13 protein-coding genes are annotated in these 17,935 nt (G+C 69.4%); 3 read left to right on the top strand and 10 right to left on the bottom strand.

Annotated elements, in window-relative coordinates; all coding sequences use genetic code 11:
* Positions 1-191: 191 nt before the first annotated feature.
* From ABD285_RS07205 to ABD285_RS07170, 8 genes are read right to left on the bottom strand one after another with little or no spacing between them, the layout of a single operon-like run.
* Entirely contained in the window at positions 192-1,094 is a 903-nt protein-coding gene (locus ABD285_RS07205; protein ID WP_284253237.1) for a glycosyltransferase family 2 protein, read from the bottom strand.
* Positions 1,091-2,287, bottom strand: coding sequence for a DegT/DnrJ/EryC1/StrS family aminotransferase (locus tag ABD285_RS07200; RefSeq protein WP_284253238.1), 1,197 nt, complete (start codon positions 2,285-2,287; stop codon positions 1,091-1,093). The genes ABD285_RS07205 and ABD285_RS07200 overlap by 4 nt, the downstream gene beginning before the upstream one ends.
* Entirely contained in the window at positions 2,284-3,219 is a 936-nt protein-coding gene (locus ABD285_RS07195; RefSeq protein WP_284253239.1) for an NAD-dependent epimerase/dehydratase family protein, read from the bottom strand. The genes ABD285_RS07200 and ABD285_RS07195 overlap by 4 nt, the downstream gene beginning before the upstream one ends.
* Complete coding sequence (gmd, locus tag ABD285_RS07190) at positions 3,216-4,244, bottom strand: GDP-mannose 4,6-dehydratase (RefSeq protein ID WP_344201515.1); 1,029 nt, start codon at positions 4,242-4,244, stop codon at positions 3,216-3,218. The genes ABD285_RS07195 and gmd overlap by 4 nt, the downstream gene beginning before the upstream one ends.
* Before the next feature lie 34 nt (positions 4,245-4,278).
* Complete coding sequence (locus ABD285_RS07185) at positions 4,279-5,343, bottom strand: NAD-dependent epimerase/dehydratase family protein (RefSeq protein ID WP_344201512.1); 1,065 nt, start codon at positions 5,341-5,343, stop codon at positions 4,279-4,281.
* Positions 5,340-7,364 (bottom strand): DUF7657 domain-containing protein, encoded by a 2,025-nt coding sequence (locus ABD285_RS07180; RefSeq protein ID WP_344201509.1) that lies wholly within the window; start codon positions 7,362-7,364, stop codon positions 5,340-5,342. The genes ABD285_RS07185 and ABD285_RS07180 overlap by 4 nt, the downstream gene beginning before the upstream one ends.
* Positions 7,361-9,370 carry a DUF7657 domain-containing protein gene (locus ABD285_RS07175; protein WP_284253244.1) on the bottom strand — a complete coding sequence of 670 codons (2,010 nt, stop codon included), beginning with the start codon at positions 9,368-9,370 and terminating at the stop codon, positions 7,361-7,363. The genes ABD285_RS07180 and ABD285_RS07175 overlap by 4 nt, the downstream gene beginning before the upstream one ends.
* On the bottom strand, positions 9,367-11,835 hold the full coding sequence (locus ABD285_RS07170) for a glycosyltransferase (RefSeq protein ID WP_344201506.1): 2,469 nt from the start codon (positions 11,833-11,835) through the stop codon (positions 9,367-9,369). The genes ABD285_RS07175 and ABD285_RS07170 overlap by 4 nt, the downstream gene beginning before the upstream one ends.
* A 114-nt stretch (positions 11,836-11,949) precedes the next feature.
* Here ABD285_RS07170 and ABD285_RS07165 point away from each other — a divergent pair, with 114 nt between their 5' ends.
* From ABD285_RS07165 to ABD285_RS07155, 3 genes are read left to right on the top strand one after another with little or no spacing between them, the layout of a single operon-like run.
* Complete coding sequence (locus ABD285_RS07165) at positions 11,950-12,849, top strand: ABC transporter permease (RefSeq protein ID WP_284253247.1); 900 nt, start codon at positions 11,950-11,952, stop codon at positions 12,847-12,849.
* Positions 12,850-12,859: 10 nt separating this feature from the next.
* Positions 12,860-14,056: an ABC transporter ATP-binding protein gene (locus tag ABD285_RS07160; RefSeq protein WP_284253248.1), complete on the top strand. Its 1,197-nt coding sequence runs from the start codon at positions 12,860-12,862 to the stop codon at positions 14,054-14,056.
* Positions 14,053-14,904 carry a glycosyltransferase family 2 protein gene (locus ABD285_RS07155; RefSeq protein ID WP_284253250.1) on the top strand — a complete coding sequence of 284 codons (852 nt, stop codon included), beginning with the start codon at positions 14,053-14,055 and terminating at the stop codon, positions 14,902-14,904. Before ABD285_RS07160 ends, ABD285_RS07155 begins: the two co-directional genes overlap by 4 nt.
* 19 nt (positions 14,905-14,923) lie before the next feature.
* On the opposite strand, the gene ABD285_RS07150 is transcribed toward ABD285_RS07155, so the two are convergent.
* On the bottom strand, positions 14,924-16,981 hold the full coding sequence (locus ABD285_RS07150; protein WP_344201501.1) for a cell wall-binding repeat-containing protein: 2,058 nt from the start codon (positions 16,979-16,981) through the stop codon (positions 14,924-14,926).
* 167 nt (positions 16,982-17,148) lie between these two features.
* Entirely contained in the window at positions 17,149-17,934 is a 786-nt protein-coding gene (locus tag ABD285_RS07145) for a hypothetical protein (RefSeq protein ID WP_344201498.1), read from the bottom strand.
* Position 17,935 lies beyond the last annotated feature (1 nt).

Genomic DNA, 17,935 nt, shown 5'->3' with positions numbered 1-17,935 from the left:
GCCGGTCTCGAACCGGTCCGAGCCCGAGAGTCGCTGCGACTCGTGCAGCGACCGGCCGAACACCGCCCGGCCGGGTCGACGCCGATCCGCTCACGAGGGGCACGGCGCCGTTCATGTGGGCCGGCAACCACGTCGTCCTAGAGCAATTACGGGAAGTTCGCTCCGCACCCGACCGGGGTACATTCCGCGGCTCAGGCCGCTCCCGGGTCGCGTCCGCCCAGCCCGTGACGCAGCAGGATGCGCACGCCGCTCGCCGATCCGCCCCGGATCGCCGCCGGCAGACGGGTGAGCGCGTGCAGTCGCGACGACCAGTGACGCCGGGCCGCCGCGGCCGCCCGGTTCCACCCGAGCGCGGCGAATCGTGAGGCCTCGGAGTCGAATAGCCGGCGCTCCTGCACGAAGCGGCTGCCATCCACCGCCTTCGCCGACGACACGCTCGCGCGATGCCGCCGATACTGGAACACCACGCGGTCGTCGAGCACGAGCGAACCCCCGTCCGCGACGATGTCCAGCAGCATGATGAGGTCCTGCACCACGTCGAGGTCGGGCTCGAATCCATATCGGCGCAGCTCCGACACCCGCCAGACGAGCGACGGGAAGTACGTCCAGTTGCCGCGCAGCAGGCTCGCCGCGAGCTCCTCCCCCGCGTAGACACGCGCTCCCGTGCCCCGGAACCGCAGCATCCACTTCAACCTGTCCGGCAGCGGCAGGTAGACGGAGCCGTCGCTGTCGATGACCTCGACGCCCGGTTGCACGATCGCCGCATCCGGATGCTCGCGCAGGAGCTCCGTGACACGTGCCACGAAGCCGGGCAGCATGATGTCGTCGCAACCGAAGAGCATGGAGAACTCGCCCTCCATGCGGGAGACGCACTCGATGTAATTACGACTGACGCCCAGGTTCTGCTCGTTGCGCACGTATTCGATCCGCGGATCGCCGAGGGAGCGCACCCACTCTCCGGGTGCCTCGTCGGGATACCGATCGTCGACGACGGTGAGACGCCAATCCGGGTCGGTCTGCGCGAGCACGCTCTCGACCGCCAGCCGGAGGTGATCCGGCCGGCCGTAGAACGGCAGGAGGATGTGGAACGTCACCGCGCCAGGCCGGCGAGCACCTCGTGCACCCGGTCGATCCCCTCGTGGACCGGGAAGTGGTGGTTGCCGATGAACAGTCCGTCGACGTGCACGCGGTCGGCCGCGGGCAGTGCCTCTGGCACGACGGCGTCGTAGTGGCGCATGACGGGATTGCGGGTGAAGTTGCCGGCGACGATCGGGCGGCACTCGACCCCCGCGGCGACGAGTGCCTCGACGACCTCGGGACGGCGGCCGGCGAGAGGGCCCTCGAGGATGAACGAGAAGCCGAACCAGCTGCTCTCTCCGGTCTCGCGCTGGATGCGCACGAACGGCGCATCCGCGAACCGGTCGACGAAATGGGCCGCGTTCTCGCGGCGACCGGCCACGAGGCCCGGGATCTTCTTGGCCTGCTCGATTCCGATGGCACCGCTCATCTCGAGCGGGCGCACGTTGTATCCGGGGAGCACGAAACGGAACAGGTCGTCGAACTCCTCGCCCGTCTTCGGGAACACGTGGTTGTCTTCGGGCAGCTCCCGCGTCCATCCGTGGGCGCGCAGCGACACGAGCTCCTGGTGCAGTTGCTCGTCGTCGGTGAGGACGACCCCACCCTCCATGGTGGAGATGTGGTGGGAGAAGAACGCGCTGAATGTGCCCATCAGCCCCGCCGTGCCCGCCCAGACGCCGTCGGCCCGCGCGCCCAGCGATTCGCAGTTGTCCTCGAGGATCACGAGCGAATGCCGGTCCGCGATCTCGCGCAGCCGGCCGAATGCGATCGGGTTGCCGAGCAGGTTGACCGCGAAGATCGCCTTGGTCGCCTGCGTCACCGCCGTCTCGACCAGGTCGAGGTCGATGTTGAGGGTGTCGAGGTCGACGTCGACGAAGCGCATCCGCAGCCCGTACTGCGCGAGGGGCGAGTAGGTGGTCGCCCAGGACACCGCGGGCACGAGCACCTCGTCGCCGGCGTTCAGGTCGATACGGGGGTCGAGCACCGCCGCCGCGACCGCGAGGAGGTTCGCGCTGGAACCCGAGTTGACCATGACGGCATGCCGAGCGCCGAACAGATCGGCGAAGTGGCGTTCGAACTGCCGCACCTTCGGGCCCATCGTGAAGCGGCCGCTGTCGACGGTCTGCCGGATCGCGTCGTACTCGGCGTCGTCCCACGAGGACGTCGCGAGCGGGAGGGCGGGGTGGGTCTCCCGAGCGGGGTCGGTCATCGCGAGGCCTTCCGTTCCGAGGCGAGGTACTGGGCGTAGGACTCGGCGTAGCCGGCCGGGAGCGGTGTGGGCGCCGTCCAGCCGAGGGCGGCCGCAGCCGATGAGTCGAGGAGGCGGCGGGCGACTCCGGAGGGCTTGGTCGAATCGAAGACGAGGTCTCCCGTGAACCCGGTCACCTCCGCAGCCAGCTCATAGTACTCGCGCACCGTGTGGTCGGCTCCGGCGCCCAGGTTCAGCGCCGCCGGCCATCCGGCGAGGCCTCCGATCTGGGTCACCAGCCAGTCTGCGAGGTCGCCCGCGTAGGTGAACTCGCGACGCGCCGTGCCGTCGCCCCACACCTCGATCGACGACGAGCCGTCGACGACCGCGGCGTGCGCCTTCGCGATCGCCGCGGGCACGAGGTGCGCGCGTCCCGCGGAGAAGTCGTCGCCGGGCCCGTACAGGTTGCTGGGGATGGCGACCCGGTAGGCGTATCCGTGCTGGGCGCTGAGGTAGGCGCAGCGGCGGCCCCCGACGATCTTCGCCAAGGCGTAGCTCTCGTTGGCCGGCTCCAGGGAGCCGGTGAGAGCCGCGTCCTCCCGGATCGGCTGCTCGGCGTCCGCCGGATAGATGGCTCCGCTCGAGACGTAGAGGAGTTCGGGCACGTCGGCGGCGACCGCGCCCGAGATCACCGCGTCGTCGATGCGGAGGTTCTCCGCGAGGAAGCGATCGGGTCCGGCGAGCTTGTCGGCGATGCCGGCGACGCGAGCGGCGGCGTGGATGACGGCATCCGGCCGCTCCTCGGCGAGCGCCGCCGCCGTGGCCGCCGCGTCGCACAGGTCGACGCGCTCGCGCGTGAAGGGCACGAGTTCGTCACCGGGACGCTGCCTCGCCCACGACCGCACGATGCTGGAGCCGAGCATCCCACCGGCCCCGGTGAGGACGACTCTCACCGGGTCGCGACGACGTCGACGTGGTGCGCGCCCTCGATCTCCAGGGCGGCACGGTCGGCGTCGACCATGATCTGCGCCAGGCGCGGCGTGTGGATCTTGGGCACCCAGTCCAGCAGCTCGGCCGCTTTCGTCGGGTCGCCGATGAGCGAGTCGACCTCCGTCGGCCGCAGGTAGCGCTCGTCGAAGCGCACGTACTTCTCCCAGTCCAGCCCGGCGTGCTCGAACGAGAACCGGAGGAAGTCGCGCACGGTGTAGGCCGCTCCCGTGGCGACCACGTAGTCGGTGGGCTCGTCGTGCTGCAGCATGCGCCACATGGCCTCGACGTACTCGGGGGCGTAGCCCCAGTCGCGCACGGCGTCGAGATTGCCGAGGTAGAGCTCGGACTGCACGCCGGCGGCGACGCGCGCGACCGCCCGGGTGATCTTGCGGGTGACGAACGTACCGCCACGGCGCGGCGACTCGTGATTGAAGAGGATGCCGTTGACCGCGAACAGCCCGTACGCCTCGCGGTAGTTGCGGGTGATCCAGTACGAGTAGACCTTCGCCACCCCGTAGGGCGAGCGCGGGTAGAAGGGCGTGAGCTCGTTCTGCGGCGGCGGTGTCGCCCCGAACATCTCTGAGCTCGACGCCTGGTAGAACCGCGGCGAGACCCCCGCCGCGCGAATCGCCTCGAGGAGACGGACGGTGCCGAGGCCGGTCGACTGCCCCGTGTACTCCGGCTCGTCGAAGCTCACCCGCACGTGCGACTGGGCTGCGAGGTTGTAGACCTCGTCGGGGTTGATCTCATGCAGAAGCGTCGTCAGGCGCGACCCGTCGGTGAGGTCGGCGAAGTGCAGGAAGAGGCGGTGGTCCTGCACGTGCGGATCCTGGTAGATGTGGTCGATCCGCTCGGTGTTGAACGTCGAGGCGCGGCGGATGAAGCCGTGCACCTCGTAGCCCTTGTCGAGCAGAAGCTCGGCGAGGTAGCTGCCGTCCTGGCCGGTGATGCCAGTGATCACGGCCTTCTTGCGGGGGGTTTCGCTCATGTCTCTTCCGTTCGCGGGCACGTCGAGTCTAGATTCAGCGCGGATCGACCCGGTCGATCCACTCCTGCAGGGCGGCGACACCCGCGGTGAGATCGAACCGCGGCGCCCAGCCGAGCGCCTCCTCGGTCGGCGCGATCTCGCAGGCCGCGTGGCGCACATCGCCGTCCCGGAACTTTCCGGTCAGGTGCGGAGCCGGTGCCCCGTGGAACTCGGCGATCGAACGAGCCAGGTCGCTGATCGTCGTCGCCACTCCGGTGCCGATGTCGAGCGGCCCCGCGGGCGCATCGGCACGATCGAGCACCGACGCGATCGCGTCGGCGACGTCGTCGATGAGCACGAAGTCGCGGGTGATCGCGCCGTCCTCGTAGAGCGGGATGGACTCCCCGCGGCGCGCGAGCTGCGAGAACAGCGAGACGATCCCGGTGTAACTGTTCGTGAGCGACTGGCCCGGACCGTAGACGTTCTGCAGCCGGAAGACGGTCGTGATCACGTCGTGCGCGCCGGCCCACGCCATCAGCAGGTGCTCCTGCGCGAGCTTGGTGGCCCCGTACACGCTGGTCGGCGCGGGGGGCGTGCGATCGGCGCGGCTGGGCAGGGGGGTCGCGTCGGCGAAATCCCACTCGCCCGCCGCGAGCTGGGCGTGCGAGCGCTGGCCGGGCGAGAACAGCGAGCCGTCGGAGCGTCGCCACTGGCCCTCGCCGTACACGGCGCGACTGCTGGCGAGCACGACGTGCCCCGGGGTCCACCCGGCTCGCCCGAAGGCGTCGAGCATCGCCGTCGTTCCGACGACGTTGACCATGCCGTGACGGGTCGCCTCCGAGAGCGACTGCGCCGTGCCGGTCTCGGCGGCGAGGTGGATCACGACATCGGGACGGAAGCCCTCGAGCAGCCGGTCCCACTCCCCCGGGTCGGTCACATCCCCGATCACCAGCTCCGCTCGCTGCGCGAGAGCCTCGGGCCGTCGCCGGCCCGCGTGCACCTGCGGGTGAAGGTTGTCGAAGGCGACCCAGCGATCGGCCCGGTCCGCCCAGCGTTCGGCGAGGGCGCAGCCGATGAAGCCGGCGCCGCCGGTCACCAGGACATTCGGGCTCGAACTCATGGTGCTCCCTTTCGCACGCCGGGGACGACGCGGTAGATCTGCATCTCGGTCGCGCCCTGGTCGACGTCGTCGAGCACCTTCAGGCACGACCGGGCGGGCGGAGCCTCGTCACTGACGACGTAGTCGACGTACTTCTGGGCGAACGCCGAGCACGCGTCGAAGTTACCGAGGATCTGATCGCGCTGGGGGTCCGCGAAGTCGGGCTCCCCCGAGCCCCAGGTCCACCGCACATGGGCGAGCCGGTTCCAGACCTGCTCGTCGGTATCGCCGGGGTCGATCTCGTGCCACATCTTCTCGGGCGGATACGTCTGCACGCCGTCGAAACCCCGCACCCCGGTCTGCATGACGAGGGCCATGGTGAGATACGATCCGACTCCGACCCAGGTTCCGGGCTTCGCCTTCTCGACCGCATCCATCGCCTTGCCCACGTGGGTCGTGTTGAGGTCGTAGACGCCCCGGTAGAACGGATTGACGGCCGCCCCGATCACGAGCGACGCGACGAGGAGCGTCCCGGCGGCGACCGGGGCGGCACGCGGGACGAAGGTCAGGCACACCGTCGCGACGATCGCGACAGCGGCGACGGGCCAGAGTCGCGCGGCCTGGAGGACGGCGGGGCTCACGGCCGCCAGCTCCCGCCACAGCACCACCGTGAGGATCGCGACGGCGAGCCCCGAGATCCCCCCGACGATCGCTAGCCGGCGCGATGGCATCTCGTCCACCCGCCGAACCACGAGCGCGAAGTACAGAGGTAGCAGCGCCGCGAACGCCACTCGGAGTCTCGCGACCGGCACCTTGTCGAGCAGGAGCAGACGAGCCACGGGATCCCAGCCGGGCACGAGCAGGAACGCGAGCACCACGAGCAGGACCGCGATCGCCGCGATGTCGAGGAAGTCGACCCGGCTCCCGCGGCGCACGGCGCGCACCACGAGGTAGATCAGTCCGGGCACGACGAACACCGCGAGCAGGATGGCGGTCGCCGACTCCGATGGATTCGGGCCCAGCGCGGTCGGCGCTCCGACCGTCGAGAAGGTCTGCCCCCACGGCGCGCCCGCGATCCCGAGCAGGGTCGGGTCCTGGTTCAGGAGCTGGCCGGTGGGGTCGGAACGGGCGCCGGGGTAGACGGTCGACTGCACGGCCGTGAGCACCGACGAGCGCGTCAGCGCCCAGGTCACGACGACGCCGATCGCCGCGGCCCCGGCGATCAGCAGGGGCGCGAGTCGCGTCACGGCGCGCCGCAGCCGGCCCTTCCGCCAGGGCCTCTCGTTGAGGACCAGCCCGACGAAGCAGAACACGAAGATCAGCACCGGCGGGGCCTGGAACGGCACGTACAGCCCGATCGCGGCCGTCACCGCGAGCCACCCGATCACCACCGCCCAGACGATCCGGGGCCAGAGGCGGTCGTCCCGCAGCATCCAGATCGTTCCGGCGAGTGCGAGAAGGGCCCACGCGGTCGGCCAGAGCGAGTTGGGTCCGTACCACCACTGGAAGATCGGCGAGAGCCACACCGCGGTCGCCACCAGGGCCGCGGTGAGCGGGCGACGCGGCATCAGCACGACGAGGAGCAGGTAGGCGCCGCTCACGAGTCCGAGGGCCGGGATCCACCACTGCCATGCCGAGCCGTGCTGCAGCCCGAGCAGGAGGTAGCCCCACATGTGCGGACGGAACAGGGTCGACCAGTCCGTGTTCGGCAGCTCCATGAGCACCGTCGCGTCCATGCCGCCGGGGAACGTCTCGTTGACCGAGGGAAAGCCCTGGCGGGATTGCGAGATGATCCAGCTCTGCTGCACCAGCCATTCGTCGGAGCGGATCAGCCGCGGACCGCCGAGGAGCGCGTTGGGGTCCGTGCCGGTGCCGAACGACATCCAGTAGGCGCCCGACGAGGTCCCGCTGATCTCGAGCACGATGAACAGCACCGAGCCGAGCACCGCGAGGAGGGGGAACCACGTGACGACCCGCCAATTCGGCAGGCCCCAGGCGCGCGGCTCCACCCATCGGCGGTAGCCCTCGATCACTCGCCTCACCTCCTCGTCACCTCGTAGATCCAGACCCGGGAGGCCCCCTCCGACATGCGGCCGATCCGGGTGAGGCAGGTGGCATCCGGGGCGGCGGTGTCGCTCACGACGTAGTCGACGTGCCGCTGCGCAAAGGCCGAGCAGGGATCCAGGGTGTTCACGATCGTGTCTTGGCGGTACTGCTGCACCTTCGGCGCGCCCGGTCCCCACTGCCAGAAGACGTGGGCAAGTGCATTCCAGACCGAGTACTCCGAACGGTCGGGGTCGATCTGAGACCACATCTTCGCCGGCGGATACGTCTGCAGGCCGCTGTACCCCCGGACGCCGGTCTCCATCACGAGCGCCATCATCTCAGCGCCGCCCACACCGACCCAGGTGCCGGGATCTCGCGCGTCGATGCGATCGATGGCCTGGCCCGTGCGAGTGTCGTTCAGGTCGTACACGCCGACGTACGCGGGGTTCACGCCACCGCCGATCCCGACGCAGGTCACGAGCAGCAGAGCAGCGGCGACCGGAACGCCGCGACGCACGAAGACGAGGTAGCACGCGCCGGCGAAGGCCACCAGGACGACGGGCCAGAGCGGACCGGCCGCCAGCAGCTGCGGGCTGTGACGGAGGATCTCGCGCCCGACCCACGCGGTCGAGCCGACCACGAGGAGGGCACCCGCGAGCCCCGACAGGCTGAACCACCGGGACCGCTCCCGATCGACGTGGCGTACCACCAGGACGAAGAGGAGGGGCAGCAGCACGGCGAGGATCACGCGCCATCGCGTCGGCGTCACCCGGTCGAAGAGGAGCACCTTGCCGACGAAGTCCAGGCCTGGCACGAGGAGGTAGACCGCGACCACCACGCACATGGCGATCACGGCGACGGCAAGCCAGTCGATCCGACGGTCGCGTCGGAACCCGCGCACGACCAGCACAACCAAACCCGGGATGACGAAGGCCGCGAACAGCGGGACCGTGGCGGCGATCGAGGCGCTCGATCCGAGCACGGTGTTCAGGGAATCGTCGTTGAGCGACTGCCCGAACACCGCGCCGAGGGAGCCCGCGAGGCCGGGGTCGGCGGCGGGCAGCTGGCCGGATGGCACGGAGCGCTGTCCGGGGTAGAAGGTCCCGGTGGCGGCCGCGAAGGTCGCGGCCCGCGTCGCGACCCAGGCGGCCAGCACCCCGGCCGCGACGACCGCCGCGATCGCCAGAGGGATGAGCCGGCGGCCGATGGCGAGGAAGCTCTCGCGCGTCTCGGACCGGTGCTGGGCGATCGCGCCGATCGCGAACGCGACGACCACCGCGACGCACGGCACGATGAACGGCACGTACAGCCCCATGGCCGTCGTCACGGCGGACCAGCCGATGATCGCCGCCCAGACCCAGCCGCCGTGGCGTTTCGAGGTCGCGAGCGTCCACCGGATCGCGGCCATCGCAAGGAGCGCCCAGGCGGCGGGCCAGAGCACATTGGGCCCCCAGTCCCACTGGAACGTCGGGCAGAAGAACACCGCGCCGGCGATGAGAGCCGCGCTCAGAGGTCGGCGGGGCAGGAACGTGATGATGGCGAGGTACGCCCCCACGACGAGCGCGAGTGCGGGGACCCACCAGAACCAGGCGATGCCCGTGTCGAGGCCGAACAGCAGGTAACCCCACTCGTGAGGACGGAACACCGTCGACCAGTCGCGGGTGGGCAGCTCCTGGAGGACCGTGGCATCCATGCCCCCGGGGAAGACCGGATTGACGACGGGGAACCCCGAGTGCGCCTGGGAGACCGTCCACCCCTGGTTGTCGAGCCATTCGTCGGAGCGGATCAGCCGCGGCGTGCCGAGCAGCAGGCGAGGATCGTGCCCCGTTCCGAAGGTGCGGAAGTGGATGCCGGACGACGTGCCGCTGATGCGCAGCAGGATCAGCACGGCGGTCGCGAGCGCTGCGAGCGCGGGGAACCACGCGAGAACCCGCCAGTTGGGCAGCCCGTCGGATCGCGGCTCGACCCACCGCGTCCACCGCGTGCGGACGCTCTCCTTCACCGTCGCCGTCGCAGGCGGCGGCTCACCTTGGAGAGGACGACCCGGGGACCGCCGTGACGCAGGTAGTGCAGCACCAGTCCGGCGTCGTGCCGCAGACCGCTTCGGGACCGGCGGCGCCGCGCCCGCTGCGCGGACGCGCTGACGACACCGCCACGGTCGCGCGCGGGATGGGGCTCAGCGACGAACCGCACGAGGGGTTCGAGCACGCGGTCCCAGGTGTAGTCCGAGCGCACCCGCTCGATGTTCGCGCGGGCGAGGGCGCGGAACGCATCGTCGAACAGGACTTTCTCGAGCGCGTCGGCGAGCACCGCGTCGTCCTCCGCGGGGACGACGACCCCGAGTTCCTCGCGCTCCACCAGCTCCGCGAAGTGGTCGCCGGCGGTCACGACCATGGGCAATCCGGCCCACAGGTAGTCGAGGATCCGGGTGCGGAACGAGAACGTGGTCTCGACGTGCGCGAAGTGGGTGCTCACCCCCGCGTCGGCCTCGAGCAGGTAGTTCTGCCGATCCGCGTAGGCGACCCAGGCGTCGTTGAAGAACACGTTGCGGTCGAGCACGCCCAGCTGCTGCGCGAGCTCCCGCGACGACGCGACGATGTCCATCTCGGGCACATCGGGGTTCGGATGCCGGGTGCCCTGGAAGAACAGGCGCACGTTCGGGCGCCGGGTCGCGAGGTCGGCGACCGCACGGATCAGGGTGGCGGGGTCGAACCAGTTGTAGAGCCCGCCGCCCCAGAGCACGACCGCATCGTCGGCGCCGATGCCCTGCCGCACGCCCTTCAGCACCTGTTCGCGATGCGCGGGGCGCTCCGGGGACAGCCCGAAGGGCACGACGTCGACGAGGCCGCGCAGATCGGGATCGCCCTCGTAGGTCGAGGGGTTCACCCGGCCCAGCCCGGCGAGCTGGCCCAGGAAGAAGTGGCGCTGGCGCTCGGACGCGACAAGGAAGAAGTCCCCGCGCTCGAGCTGCTGGTTGAGCACGTCTGTGGCGTCCTCGACCGCCTTGGCCCAGTTGACGGAGCCGAGCTCGCGTCCCTGTTCGAGCTGCTCGAGGTGCATCGGATCGTAGATGTCGACGACGACGACCTTGTCGGTGGTGCGCAGCGGCTCGAAGACGGCCATCGCCTGGCCCTGGAAGACGATGACGTCGGCCCAGCGCTCGTAGCGGGCGAACGCCCGGTCGTCGCCGGCCAGCACGCGCGCGAGCTCGAACGGCGCCGGGACCCGCTCCAGACGGCTCATCGTGAGCAGCGTCACGTCGTTGTCGGCCGACAGGCGCTCGGCGATGTTCCAGGCCCGGATGGCAGGGCCGGCCAGAAGCGGACCGATCGGATCCCCGGTCACCACCAAAACGCGCGTCGCGGTCGGCGGTTCGGTGACGTCGAACGCACCGGCGATGTTCTCGTATCCGCGCAGGAAGTCGGGGTCCTGCAGCACCGGCTCGTCGGCGCTGCCGAACAGCCGCCAGATCGCGGCATCCGAGACCACGCGGCTCGCCTGGACGGCGTCGCGCGCGGCCTTCAGGCCGGGTAGCTCCTCGACGAACCGGTCGATGGCGTACAGCGGCACGAGACCCTGGCGCGGCACCGTCTCGGCGGCGTCGTCGGGACCGCCGCGGGTGAGCTCGAACTCGGCCGAGTCGAGGCCGGCCCGCGTGATGCCGCGGCGCACCGCGAGCGCCATGGCCGCGGGGAGCGCCTGGGCGAGCGTCTCGTCGGACGCGTTCTTGTACAGGGTGAAGAGCGCGTTGCGCTCGAGCAGGTACTGCTCCTTGTGCGCCCCGAACGAGGTCATGGACGCGTGGTGCTTGTGGAACGCCAGCGACTCCGGGACGTAGGCGAACCGCCATCCCCGCAGGTTCAGGCGCCAGCCGAAGTCCACGTCCTCGAAGAACATGAAGAAGCGCTCGTCGAAGCCCCCGAGCTCGTCGTAGGCCGAGCGGCGGACGAACATCGCCGATCCCGTGCCGAAGAGCACGTCCCGCGCCGCGTCCGGCCGGGTCGGCGCAGGCTCCGCCGTGAACGGCTTGTACCCCTGGCCGAACCAGGTCATCGCCGAGCCGATGTAGTCGACCAGCTTGCCGTCCCAGTCGAGCACCCGGCTCGCGACGGCACCGACTCGGGGCGAGCGGTCGAACTCCCGCATCGCGGCCGCGATCCAGTCCGGGTCCGGACGCGCGTCGTTGTTGAGGAAGGCGATCACACCGCCGGAGCTGCGGGCCACGCCGAGGTTGCATCCGCCGGCGAACCCGAGGTTGTCGGCCGACTCGACGAGCACGACGCCGGGGGCGCCGGCGCGCAGCCGTTCGAGACTGTCGTCACCGGATCCGTTCTCGACGACGACGATCTCGAGCCGCTCGGCCGGCCAATTCTGCTCGCGGAGCCGCGCGACCGCCTCGATCGTGTCGGCGGAACCGCGGAAGTTGACGAGGACGACCGAGACGACGTCGGGTCGTGCCTGTGGCATGGCGGCCCTTCGACGGCGGACAAAACGCGCCCCACTCTACCAAGGGGGCGCCCGACGTTCGCGGAGTGCCCGAGGCTATACTTGCCCGGCCCGCCACCTGGCCGAGAAGAGCTGATGACCACTGCCGAGGATCGCTACCGACTGCTCGACAAGCAACCCTTCGTCTCGACGGCATCGGTCACCTCGCTGGCCGGCACGATCCATTCGCTCCGCGAGATCCTGCGGCACCGCGAGATGCTCGGGCTGCTCGTGCGACGCGACCTCAAGTCGCGCTACAAGGACAGCGCCCTCGGCTTCGTCTGGACCCTGATCCGCCCGCTGACCCAGCTCGTCATCTATTACGTCGTCGTGGGCAAGTTCCTGCAGGCGGAGCGGGGCATCCCGGAGTTCGCGGTGTACATCTTCGCCGGACTCACGGCCTACAGCCTCTTCTCGGAGGTCATCGGCAGCGCCACCAGCTCGATCGTCGGCAACTCGGGCCTGATCAAGAAGGTCTACCTCCCGCGCGAGGTGTTCCCGATCGCGAGCGTCGGTTCGGCCCTGTTCAACTTCATCATGCAGCTCGCGATCCTGCTGCTGGCGACGGTGGTCACCTGGCACGTGCCGTTCGATGTCGACCTGCTGTACGCGATCCCGGGCATCCTCGTGCTCCTCGTCTACGGGCTCGCGTTCGGGCTGCTGCTCTCGGCGGTCAACGTCTACCTGCGCGACATCGGCTACCTCGTCGAGGTGCTCCTGCTCCTGCTCCTGTGGGCATCGCCGATCGTCTACGCGTGGCGGTTCGTGCGCGACGTGCTGGGCAACGGAGTGCTACTGGAGATCTACACCGACAACCCCGTCACGCTGTCGGTGCTCGCATTCCAGAAGGCCTTCTGGACCTCGAGTGACAGCACGCCCTACCCCGGCCTCCTGTTGATGCGTCTCGTCATCGCCTTCGTAGTCGGGCTCGTGCTGCTGGTCGTCTTCCAGCGCGTGTTCTCGCGGCTGCAGGGCAATTTCGCGCAGGAGCTGTGAGGCGACCCCGATGACTGATCCGGTGACCGCCGTCGAGCGCCCCGACATCGTGCGCACGAAGAACGTATCGAAGCGCTTCGTTGTGCGCAAGGACAACTCCCTCAAGGAGCGGCTGGTCACCCTCGGGCGTCTGGGACGCCGCCACCGCGAGGACTTCTGGGCGCTGCGGGACATCGATCTCACGATCCGGGCGGGAGCGACGGTCGGCCTGATCGGGCACAACGGCTCCGGCAAGAGCACGCTGCTCAAGGTGCTCGGCGGGATCATCGACCCGACGACCGGATCGGTGGAGCGTCGCGGGCGGATCGCCGCGTTGCTCGAACTGGGCGCCGGATTCCACCCGGATCTCACCGGCCGCGAGAACGTGTACCTGAACGCCTCGATACTGGGGCTCAGCCGCGCCGAGACCGACGCGCGACTCGACGACATCCTCGCGTTCGCGTCCATCGGCGAGTTCATCGACTCGCAGGTCAAGTTCTATTCCTCGGGGATGTACGTGCGCCTGGCATTCGCGGTGGCCGTGCACTCGGACCCGGATCTGCTCCTCGTCGACGAGGTGCTGAGCGTCGGTGATGAGGCGTTCCAACGCAAGTGCATGGACAAGATCCGGTCCTTCCAGGAGGAGGGACGAACGATCATCGTCGTCAGTCATTCGATGGCGCAGATCCAGGAGCTGTGCGACCGCGTCGTTCTGCTCAATCGCGGCGAGGTCGTGCACGACGGGGATCCGAGCGTGGCCGTGCGGCTCTTCCGCGACCTCCTCGAATCGCGCCGGCGAGAGGAGCTGGGTGTCGAGGGGCGCGGAGGCATCGTGGAGGTCTCCGCGATCGCACAGGGACGGCAGGCGGGCGATGCCGTACAGCCCGGCGACCGCCTCGTGGTGCGCGCCGTCATCGACGACCGCAGCGGCCTCGCCGACTGGATCTGTGCCGTGCAGATCGGCAGCGAGTTGGGGCAGATCGTCTATGCGACCACCTCCAAGCGCACGGGGACGCTCTTCGGACCGCTCGACGGCCGCCGCACGGTCCAGCTCGTGCTCGATGACCTGCGACTCGGCCCCGGAAAGTACTTCATCAACGTCTCGGTCATGGACTTCGCGGGACGACACCTGCACGACGCGAGCCAGGTGGCCGACTTCAACACCAGCGACGACGGCCTGTCCGTCGGTGTCGTCCACTCCACCCCCGAATTCCGCGAGGTCCCGTGAGCCCGGCCGCCGTGGGAGTCGTCACCGTCACCTACAACACCGGCGAGACGCTGCGCGCGTTCCTCTCGTCACTGGCCTCGGCGACCGGCCGCGAGGTCGACGTCGTCGTCGTGGACAACGCGTCGGCGGATCCGGAGCCGGCTCGCGCGATCGCGACCGAGCACGGGGCACGATTCCTGGTGCTCGACAGGAACGTCGGGTACGGCGCCGGCATCGAGGCCGGGATCGAGGAGCTCGACCCCGAGATCCCGTTCGTGCTCGCGTCGAATCCCGATGTGACGTTCACTCCCGGCGCCCTCGACGAGCTGCTCGATCGAGCCGCGGCCCACCCGGAGGGCGGTGCCTTCGGACCCAGGGTGCTCGAGGGCGACGGCGCCCTGTACCCCTCGGCGCGTCCGCTGCCCTCGTTACGGGTCGGGCTCGGACACGCCCTGTTCGTACGGATGTGGCCCGCCAACCCGTGGACGCGGGTCTATCGCGCGACGCCGGACGTGACGCGCGAGCGGGCGACCGGATGGCTCTCGGGTGCCTGCCTGCTTCTGCGCCGCTCCGCCTACGACGCCATCGGCGGATTCGACGCCGAGTATTTCATGTACTTCGAGGACGTCGATCTCGGCGCCCGGATGCAGAAGGCGCACTGGCAGAACGTCTACCTTCCGAGTGCCATCGTCACCCACACCGGCGCGCATTCGACGACGAACGACTCCCGCGCGATGGAGCGGGTGCATCACCAGAGCGCGTACCGCTATCTGTCGCGGAAGTACGCCTCGTGGTATCTGCTGCCGCTGCGAGCGGCGCTTCGAATCGGTCTCGAGGCGCGCAGCCGCTGGTTGAGCCGCTCGCACTGAGCCGCCGGCGTCCCGGCGCTCAGCTGTTGCAGCGCGCCAGCTGCTGCACCGTGGGCGCCAGCGAGTTCACGCCGCCGAGCAGCGTGACGGTGGTCGCGTGCATCGACACGATGTCCTGCGTGATGGATGCCGGGATGCAGTTGGTCGCGACCAGGAACAACGGCGCCCCCTTCTTCGCCGCCAGGACCGCGCCTCCGAGCGCGTCGGGGAAGTTCAGCCCCGTCGCCAGATAGATCTGGGATGCGTTCGTGAACACCGCGTGGTTCGCCGCCTCCGACGCCTCGAATCGATCGGACCCGGTGGCGCGAGTGGTCGGCACGATCGCGTTGAGCGCGGTCTGGATCCCCGGCGTCACCGACACCGGTCCCCCGACGATCGTCACGCGCTGCACCCCGTGCGTCCGGATGAACTGCTCCGTCGCGGGGTCGAGCGTCGCCGCGCCGCCTGGCACGAGGATGACGGGGCGCCCGAGATAGCTGCCGACGCTGTCGGCGCTGAGCGCATCGGGGAAGTTGTCACCTGTCGCGATGTAGAGGTCCGGGATGGAGGTGCCGAACTTCGACGCCACGTTGCGAGAGACCTCGTACCGATCGGCTCCCGTGATCCGGGTGGTCGGCGCGATCGCGTTCAAGGACGACTCGACGGCCGCGTTCACCGAATTCGGTCCGCCCACGATCACGATCGACGACGGGTGCAGCCGGGAGATCTCGGCGGACGTCTCGGGCGGGAGGAAGGTACTCGCCGACAGGAGCAGCGGTCCGCCGGCTCTCGCCGCGAGCGGAGCGGCGCTCAGCGCGTCGGGGTAGTTGAGACCGCTCGCGATATAGACGACCGGCGCGCCGGTCGGGAACGCGGCGCGCGAGATCGCGACCGCCTGCGAGAACCGGTTGTCATCGGCCGTGCGCTGGGCGCTCGGGCACACGGGATTCGTGCCGCAGAACTGGGACACCGACGTTGTGCAGGCGAACGTGTTGTTGGCGCCGGCGCCGATGTTGACGGCACGGGCGCAGATCGAGTGGATGCCCGGTGAGACGCCCGACAGCGTCACGTCGAAGACGTGCTTGGTTCCGTAGTACGCGTACCGCTGCGCGAGAGCCGCGTCGGTCTTGTCGGCCACGTAGAGTCCCGCGTCGGCGCCGTCGACGTACAGGCGCACCGACAGGGAGACGTCGGAGTTGGCCCCGGTGTCCGGGTCGACCGCCCAGCCGTGCACCCCGATCGCGTTCTGCTTCGGCGTCGTCGCCGTGATCTCGCCGTACGGCGAGTTGTTGTTGGTGGGGGAGCCGAACCAGTCGCTCCAGTAGACCCAGAAGTTCCGGTTGCCATACGACGAGCATCCGTCGCCCGTCCCGTAGAGATTCGCGAGCGCCGCGGCGTTCGGTGTGTACGGCGTGTACAGGTAGAGCGCGTGGGTCGCCTGATTCTGGATGAAGACATTGCTGGCGCCGCAGGCGTGATTGGGGCTCCAGTACACGGCGGAGACCTTGCCGACCGGGTAGGAGAGATCCCAGCGCGTGTCGTAGATCGTGCCGGCGCCGGTGCCAGGCGGCATCGTGTATCGCTTGAACTGGTACGCCGCGGCGAACACCTGATTGAAGAAGCCGTAGTACTGGGAGTCGCACGCCGCCGTATCGGGACAGGCGTACCCCATGGCAATCCGATAACGCCCCGCGCTGGGGGCGGTACTGGTGACGAGCCCTTCCTCCTTCTGGAGGGTGACCAGGATGGTCTTCGGACTCACGCCGCACGCCTGCGCGACCTTGACGATGATCGTGGCGGCGCTCTCCGGGACCCCGCCGTTGTACTGGGAGCACATCGGTGTGGCCGGCACGGTTCGTGTCGTGTCGACGTAGTTCTTCAGACAGACGTACCCCGCCGCACACGAGGAGACCTTCGAGTTGAGGAAGTTCTGCACGTCCGCGATCGACATGGCGTTGCCGTCGTAGAAGTTCTGATCCGTCACGATGAAGCCCGGGTTGAACTGGCTCGCGACCGCCGCCTGAGCGGGAGCCGCGGACGTCAGCGGCGTCACCGGGACCAGCGCGATGACGGCTCCGGTCGCCAGTGCCGCGACCATCGTGACGAATCCGAACCCGCGTGCGCGCCGCCCCCGAGCGCGCCGCCGCTTCGTCCTGCCGTCTCCTACCGCCATGATCCCCGCCGATCGCATCCCCGCCCGACAGTACCCGGCGATCCCGACACCTGCGGCGCGGAGCGCGGCGCGTCAATCCACTCGAGCGCTCCTCAGTCCAGCGGCGATGCTCGCTGCAGCTCCCGGTAGAACTCGATCTTCTCCCCCGACTGGCCCCAGTGCTGATTGGTCTCCTCGAGCACGAACTCGAGTTCGACCGGGAGCTTGACGAGACGGCGACCGGAGTGACGTGCGAAGTGGGTGAACCAGATGTCGTCGAGCATCCAGTAGCGCGCCGGGATCTTCGTGAAGAAGCGCAGGTCGGAGAACAGCCGCAGCGAGCAGACCATGCCACCCGGCCCGACGTGGTCGGCCTCCTCGCCGGGAGCCACCGGCGCTCGGTCGAAATAGTCGCCCAGTACCCTGAACGCCCAGAACGCGGCCACCTCGTCGGGCCGATAGGCCGCGAGAGCGATGGAGACGAAATCGTCGGGGATCTGCTCGTCATCGTCGAGGACGATCACGGGTGCATCACGCCCCCGGCGCTGCAGCCGGCGCGCCCAGTAGAAGCGGGCGATCGACCCCAGGTTGAACGGGCTCTTCGCGATGTCGACGGCATGGAGGGAGCCCGCGGGCCGGAACGCATCGATGGCCTGGAGATATCGGCCGTGGTCCGATCGGCGGTTGTTCCAGAGATAGAGACGCACGCCGTCGGGATGGTCCTGCCGGTCGAGCTGCTCGAGCACGGCGCCGATCCGCTCCGGACGATTCCACAGGCACATGAGCACCGGGGTCTCATGCCCCGTCAACGACCACCTGGTGCCACGGGAGGTGAACATCCCGTGTCTGAGCGCAAGCCGGACCGTCGTGGCGGCGATGTGCTTCAGTCGCGCACGCACG

Source organism: Pseudolysinimonas kribbensis (assembly GCF_039531715.1).
Lineage (GTDB): Bacteria > Actinomycetota > Actinomycetes > Actinomycetales > Microbacteriaceae > Pseudolysinimonas > Pseudolysinimonas kribbensis.
This window is presented reverse-complemented; position numbering and strand designations above follow the sequence as displayed.

What these genes read in the sequence shown, in the direction of transcription:
- gmd (WP_344201515.1), bottom strand. Translation starts at nt 4,244, where the DNA reads ATGAGCGAAACCCCCCGCAAGAAGGCCGTGATCACTGGCATCACCGGC.
- ABD285_RS07200 (WP_284253238.1), bottom strand. Translation starts at nt 2,287, where the DNA reads ATGACCGACCCCGCTCGGGAGACCCACCCCGCCCTCCCGCTCGCGACG.
- ABD285_RS07185 (WP_344201512.1), bottom strand. Translation starts at nt 5,343, where the DNA reads ATGAGTTCGAGCCCGAATGTCCTGGTGACCGGCGGCGCCGGCTTCATC.
- ABD285_RS07165 (WP_284253247.1), top strand. Translation starts at nt 11,950, where the DNA reads ATGACCACTGCCGAGGATCGCTACCGACTGCTCGACAAGCAACCCTTC.
- ABD285_RS07160 (WP_284253248.1), top strand. Translation starts at nt 12,860, where the DNA reads ATGACTGATCCGGTGACCGCCGTCGAGCGCCCCGACATCGTGCGCACG.
- ABD285_RS07170 (WP_344201506.1), bottom strand. Translation starts at nt 11,835, where the DNA reads ATGCCACAGGCACGACCCGACGTCGTCTCGGTCGTCCTCGTCAACTTC.
- ABD285_RS07150 (WP_344201501.1), bottom strand. Translation starts at nt 16,981, where the DNA reads ATGGTCGCGGCACTGGCGACCGGAGCCGTCATCGCGCTGGTCCCGGTG.